Here is a 5,043-nt window from a genome sequence, read left to right as displayed (position 1 = left end):
GGAACTCGCAAATAAAACACTTAACGAAGCGTTGGATGGTGTAACGAACGGGCAAATTGAAATTGCAAAGGAGGTTTTGCAGAAGGTGTATGATAACCTTGCTAATCTCCCTTTAACTGATTGATAAAAAATGTAAATACAATTCACTTAATAAAATTTAAAATCATGAGCACAACAACAACAGCCTCACTATTGAAAGGAGGCGAATGGCTCGTTAAAAAAAGCAATGCTTTTGAAACATTTACTCCTGAAGATTATACTGAGGAACAGCTAATGGTGCGTGATATGTGTAACCAGTTTCTACAGGCCGAAGTTCTGCCTGTTATAGAACGTATTGATAAAATGGAGCCCGGATTAATGCCGTCACTTATGGATAAAGCCGGTGAACAGGGCCTATTAGGCGCTTCGGTTCCGGAAGAGTTAAATGGTCTTGGGAAAGATTTCGTTACGTCTACATTGGTAAGCGAAGGGTTGGGAGGTGGTTACTCCTTCAGTGTGGCAATGAGCGCACATGCAGGTATTGGCACATTACCCATTTTATATTTTGGAACAGAAGAACAGAAAAAGAAGTATGTATCAAAATTAGCTACGGGTGAATGGAAGGGTTCTTATGGACTAACGGAGCCTGGAAGTGGCAGTGATGCATTGGGTGCAAAAACAACTGCAACACTCTCCGCTGATGGAAAAAACTATTTATTAAACGGGCAAAAATGCTGGATCACTAACGGGGGTTTTGCAGATGTCTATACCGTGTTCGCTAAAATTGATGGAGACAAATTTACTGCGTTTATTGTTGAACGTGAGTTTGAGGGGTTTACCCGTGGCCCGGAAGAACATAAAATGGGAATCAAAGGTTCCTCAACGGTACAATTGTATTTCCAGGATTGCAAAGTACCTGTAGAAAATGTATTGGGTGAAATTGGAAAGGGTCACATTATCGCTTTTAATATTTTAAATATTGGTCGCCTGAAATTAGCCGCAGCGGCAATAGGTGGCGCTAAGTTAGCATTGACCGAAACTATTCAATATGCTAAAACAAGAGAGCAGTTCAAAACGCCCATAGCCAACTTTGGCGCCATAAAACACAAGCTGGCAGAAATGGCGATTAAAATTTATGCGGATGAAAGTGCCTTGTATAGAACGGCAAAATGGATCGATGAAAAAGAAGCTGAATTACTTACAGCTGGCAAGCCTTTCAACGAGGCGCTTCTTGGAGCGGCTGAGGAATTTGCGATAGAATGCGCCATTTTAAAAGTACATGGAAGTGAGGTTTTGGATTTTGTTGTTGATGAGGGCGTACAGGTGCATGGCGGCAATGGCTACAGCGATGAATACAATATTAGCAGGGGATACCGGGATAGTCGAATAAATCGTATCTATGAAGGTACTAATGAGATAAACAGGTTACTTACTGTTGATATGATGTTAAAGAGAGCCATGAAAGGAAAACTTGACCTGATGGGCCCGGCAATGAATGTTCAGAAAGAATTAATGAGTATTCCTGACTTTGGTGATAGTGATGAAGGCCCATTTTCAAAAGAGGAAAAGGCTGTCGCTAATATGAAAAAATGCATTTTGATGGTAGCCGGTGCCGCTGTACAAAAATTAATGACTAACCTTACTAGCGAGCAGGAGATAATAATGAATATTGCAGATATGACGATAGAGACTTTTGTAGCAGAAAGCTTTTTACTTCGCGTAATGAAGGCATCGGACAAAAATGGTGAGGGGAATAACAAGGTTCAGGTAGCGATGATGCAATGCTATTTGAATGACGCTGTTGATAAAGTTGCTAAATGTGGTAAAGAGGCAATTAATGCCTTTGCCGGTGGCGATGAGCAGAAAATGATGTTACTCGGTTTAAAACGATTTACTAAAACTGAACCATTTAATAGCAAAGACGCACGAAGGTTGATCGCAGATAAATTGATCGACGAAGGAAAATATGGTTTGTAAGATTCGAATTTCTTAATGATATTATAGGGAGCTTTGGTCGAAAAACCAAGGCTTTTTATTTTAATGTTATACCTTCATTTTATGAAAATGATTTGCGCCTTAATCCTTATTTTTTCTTTTTTTAATGCAGTTTCACAGGAAACTTCTCCCGCTTTTTTTTATGTAAAAACAACGGACTCTCTGCCTTTTTTAAAATATGGAATTGGAGAAGACCGGCTTGGTGGTGCTAAGATGACTTTCCTGGATAGCAACATCATTCTAAAAGTAGTCGATAGTTTTAATACCGATTATAAAGTGCAGTTATCAAAATTCCATTCAGCCTATATTAACAAAAAAAAGGTGGAAGTAACTACAGGTGTAAACACCCTGGAGCACTTAACCGATAGCTGGAAGGTATGGGGAGATTCTACTTTTGATTATGTATCGATAAAGCTCGATGAGAGACTTCCATACACCAGCAGAATGGAAATTGATCCTTCAAGAATTGTAGTGGACATTTTTGGTGCAACGAGTAATACCAACTGGATTACCCAACTATCTAGCGTCAAAGAAATTAAGAACACCTGGTATGAGCAACCCGAAGATGACGTAATGCGTGTTTTTATCGAATTAAAACATCCAATGTTTTGGGGGTATACCATTTATTATGATGAACCCAATAAACTAACGATACGGGTTAAACGACAACCTAAAATATTGGCTTTAAATCATCTTACCATCGCAGTAGATGCGGGGCACGGAGGTGATAATATAGGCGCTACCGGTAATGTAAGTAACATCAAAGAAAAGGATTACACGCTGCTTATTGCGAAGCAACTGGAAACTGCATTGAGGCTAAGGAAAACAAAGGTTGTAATGACAAGAACAAAAGACACAACCCTTAGCATGCCCGAACGAATTAATTTTTTAAGGCAGAAAAATCCCGATCTCTTAATAAGCATTCACTTAAATTCGGGCGATATAGATACTACCAGCGGTGTAAGCACCTACTACCGGTATATTGGTTTCCGGCCGTTAAGCCAGGCTATTTTAAAAAGTATGTTACAGGGAACCGGGCTTCATGAATATGGCAACGTGGGGAGTTTTAATTTTTCATTGAGCGGCCCGACCGATTATCCCAATTGCCTTTTAGAAGTTGCATTTCTAAGTAATAAAAGTGATGAGAGAAAGATTCTTAATCCTAAATTTCGTAAACTGGTGGCACAAAGAGTTATTGCCGGAATTGAAGATTTTTTGAAAAAGTTATAAATATTATTAATCAAAACGACACGAAGTTGAAAGAGAAAATAAACACAACTATAAAAAATACCTCAGGAAAATTAAGCAATCTTTCAGAGACGTTGATTGGTTCTGAAATTGTTAAGCTTGGAGCAGACATTAAAGAAAAAATTAAACAAGGGGAGACTATTTACAATTTCACGATTGGAGATTTTGATTCTTCCATTTTCCCAATTCCCAAATGGCTGGAGGAAGAAATAATCAATGCCTATCAAAGCAAATTCACCACTTACCCGCCTGCAGAAGGAATTCTGTCGTTAAGAGAATCAGTTTCTTCATTTATAAAAGAACGGGAGGGCCTCGATTATAACGCTAAAGAAATATTAATTGCTGCAGGGGGCCGGCCCCTTATTTATGCATTGTATCGGGCAGTGGTTGATAAAGATGATAAGGTTATTTATTCTGTGCCTAGTTGGAATAATAATCACTACGTTCATTTTGTTGAAGGGCAACACCAGGTTATTGAGGCAACACCGGAAAATAATTTTATGCCGTTGGCAGCAGATATTCAGCCTTATATTGAAGAGGCTGTTTTGATAGCTTTGTGTTCACCTTTAAATCCTACCGGAACTGTTTTTAAAAAAGACGAATTGGAAAAGATATGTGACATGGTGCTTGAGGAAAATTTGCGCCGCGGCAGGGAAGAAAAGAAATTATACGTGATGTATGATCAAATGTACTGGACATTAACTTTTGGCGATACGCAACATTATAATCCCGTTAGCCTCCGGCCCGAAATGAAGAAATACACCATTTTTATAGATGGCATTAGTAAGGCGTTTGCTGCAACGGGCGTTCGTGTTGGATGGGCATTAGGTCCCGAAAGTGTTTTAGCCAAAATGAAAGCGCTTAATAGTCATATTGGTGCCTGGAGCCCAATGGCTGAACAACATGCAACTGCAAAATTTCTTTTACAGAAAAGCGTGATTGATAAATACCTGCACCATTTTAAACGTGAATTGGAAGAACGATTACAACTCATCTATAAAGGCTTTCAAAAATTGAAGACCGAAGGCTTTACAATTGATGCCTGTGCACCGCAAGCCGCCATTTATCTTACCATACAAATAAGCCTGGTTGGAAAAAAATTATCAGATGATACAATCCTTGCCACCCAGGCCGATGTTACCTCTTATATTTTGAATGAGGCAAAGCTGGCCGTAGTGCCTTTCTATGCTTTTGGTGCACCTAAAAACTCTGATTGGTATAGATTGAGTGTAGGAACCTGCAAAAAGGAAGAAATTCCCCAGATGCTGACCAAACTGGAAGAGGCATTAAAAAAATTATCTTAACAAATTTTGTCAACAAGAACTCAAAACAATTTCAGTATTCCGTGAAGTCTTTTCAATTGATGATTCCCTTCTCCAACAGGTATTCCGCTATCTGAACAGCGTTTGTGGCAGCACCTTTGCGAAGGTTGTCACTTACAATCCAGCAATTAAGCGTATTTGGTTGAGATTCATCCCTGCGTATTCTGCCAACAAAAGTTTCATCTTTTTCATGAGCTGTTAACGGCATCGGGTAAACGAAATTTGCAATATCATCCTGTAATACAACGCCTGGAGATTCTGATAAAATTTTCTTCACGTCATCAATATCAAAATCGTTTTCGAATTCTATATTCACACTTTCACTGTGGCCACCCATAACAGGAATGCGTACACAGGTTGCCGTTACATTAATAGCATCATCACCAAGAATTTTTCTCGTTTCATTTACCATTTTCATTTCTTCCTTCGTATATCCGTTTTCTATAAACACATCAATCTGCGGAATGGCATTTTTATCAATCGGATATTTATATGCCAT

General features: G+C 38.9%; 4 protein-coding genes. 3 read left to right on the top strand and 1 reads right to left on the bottom strand.

Annotated elements, in window-relative coordinates:
- The first annotated feature begins 165 nt into the window (after positions 1–165).
- The 3 genes from ACO1O5_RS00020 (at position 166) to ACO1O5_RS00010 (ending at position 4,526) form a co-directional block, all read left to right on the top strand.
- Positions 166–1,956 carry an acyl-CoA dehydrogenase family protein gene (locus ACO1O5_RS00020; protein ID WP_486267188.1) on the top strand — a complete coding sequence of 597 codons (1,791 nt, stop codon included), beginning with the start codon at positions 166–168 and terminating at the stop codon, positions 1,954–1,956.
- A gap of 81 nt (positions 1,957–2,037) precedes the next feature.
- Positions 2,038–3,204 carry an N-acetylmuramoyl-L-alanine amidase gene (locus ACO1O5_RS00015; RefSeq protein ID WP_486267186.1) on the top strand — a complete coding sequence of 389 codons (1,167 nt, stop codon included), beginning with the start codon at positions 2,038–2,040 and terminating at the stop codon, positions 3,202–3,204.
- A gap of 26 nt (positions 3,205–3,230) precedes the next feature.
- Entirely contained in the window at positions 3,231–4,526 is a 1,296-nt protein-coding gene (locus tag ACO1O5_RS00010) for a pyridoxal phosphate-dependent aminotransferase (protein WP_486267183.1), read from the top strand.
- 52 nt (positions 4,527–4,578) lie between these two features.
- Here ACO1O5_RS00010 and ACO1O5_RS00005 read toward each other — a convergent pair.
- On the bottom strand, positions 4,579–5,043 hold a 465-nt coding region (locus ACO1O5_RS00005; RefSeq protein ID WP_486267181.1), incomplete at its 5' end, for an aspartate-semialdehyde dehydrogenase.

The organism is Ginsengibacter sp., from assembly GCF_057362405.1.
Note: the sequence above shows the minus strand (reverse complement) of the source record. Positions and strands in the feature narration are given on the sequence as shown.